Here is a 1,367-nt window from a genome sequence, read left to right as displayed (position 1 = left end):
AAACTCAGGACGGTTTAAATGTGCATTCTAGTATTGTTGATGAGTTGCATGCCCATAAAACCGGCGATTTATGGCGCGTATTAGAGACGGGCACCGGCTCTAGGCGTCAACCATTGCTGTATGCGATTACAACCGCCGGCTTTGATCAAACGGGGATTTGTTATAGTTTGCGTGATTATGCGGTTAAAGTGCTGGAAAATATCATTGTAGATGATACCTTTTTCGGCATTATTTACACGTTGGATAAGGATGACGATTGGACGGATGAGCGCAATTGGATCAAAGCCAACCCGAATTTAGGCGTCAGTAAAAAGCTCGATGATATGCAACGCCAGTGCGTAAAAGCCCAACAAATGAAGGGCGAACGCAATGGTTTTTTATGTAAGCACTTAAATATCTGGACGAATGCCGAAACCGCTTGGTTAGATTTAGAACGCTGGAAAGCCTGCGCTGAATATACCTTTAAACGTGAATCATTGGAAAACAGGCCCTGTTATATTGGCTTGGATTTGGCCAGTACCAACGATATAGCCGCCTTAGTTGCGGCTTTTTTAATGCCAGATGATTCTGTGCGCCTATTTTGTCGCTTTTACTTACCGAAAGAGACGGTAATGACTCGAGCCAAGCAATCGCCCGTGCCCTATCAGCTATGGGCCGATGAAGGTTATTTAACCCTAACAGAGGGTAATGTGATCGATTACAACTACATCAAAGATGATATTTACCAGTTGAATAAAGAATTTGATGTTAAAGAGATTACTTATGACCCGTGGAATGCCACCCAGCTCGCCAATGATTTACTTGAAGAAGGGGCGAATATGGTCGAGTTTCGGCAAGGATTTAAGTCCATGACCCCAGCATTAAAAGAACTCGAGCGTTTGGTGATTTCAACAAAGCTCCATCACAACAATAATCCAGTTTTGAATTGGATGGCCTCGAATTTAGTCGTTGTTGAAGATGATGCGGGTAATATGAAACCTTCTAAGCGTAAATCCACCGAGAAGATTGACGGCATGGTGGCCACGGCAATGGCCGTCGGGCGTTTAATTGCGGGGGAAGATCACAACTCGATTTATAACGAGAGAGAGCTACTCATCTTATGAACTCACCTTACGCACAGGTCATAAACATTTTAATCGCCTAAGCTCTTCAAAAGCTATTTGATTTGACCGCACAAGTAATTTATATTTGAGTGCAAAGTGGTTAAGTTGTGCTTTTACACTCAATGTTTCTAGTTTACAAAATGCCACGATTGATGCAAAAATATGATTGCATTGTGACCGAACAGTTTTAGTTGGTGATTTTGCTAAACTTGCATTTTGTTTAATCGACTTATGATATTCTTCAATTTCGCCCTCCGTCATCTG

At 42.2% G+C, this 1,367-nt stretch carries 1 protein-coding gene and 1 pseudogene; one reads left to right on the top strand and one right to left on the bottom strand.

Features of this window, described 5'->3' with window-relative positions:
* Positions 1-1,103, top strand: a 1,103-nt coding sequence (locus C200_RS12175; protein WP_033923789.1) for a terminase large subunit, incomplete at its 5' end; no start/stop codon positions are given.
* Between the two features lie 18 nt (positions 1,104-1,121).
* On the opposite strand, the pseudogene C200_RS16220 reads toward C200_RS12175, so the two are convergent.
* Positions 1,122-1,367, bottom strand: a pseudogene (locus tag C200_RS16220) (IS701 family transposase); the annotation flags it as partial.

Origin of the sequence: Piscirickettsia salmonis LF-89 = ATCC VR-1361, assembly GCF_000297215.2 — a bacterium.
GTDB classification, from domain to species: Bacteria; Pseudomonadota; Gammaproteobacteria; order Piscirickettsiales; family Piscirickettsiaceae; genus Piscirickettsia; species Piscirickettsia salmonis.
This window is presented reverse-complemented; position numbering and strand designations above follow the sequence as displayed.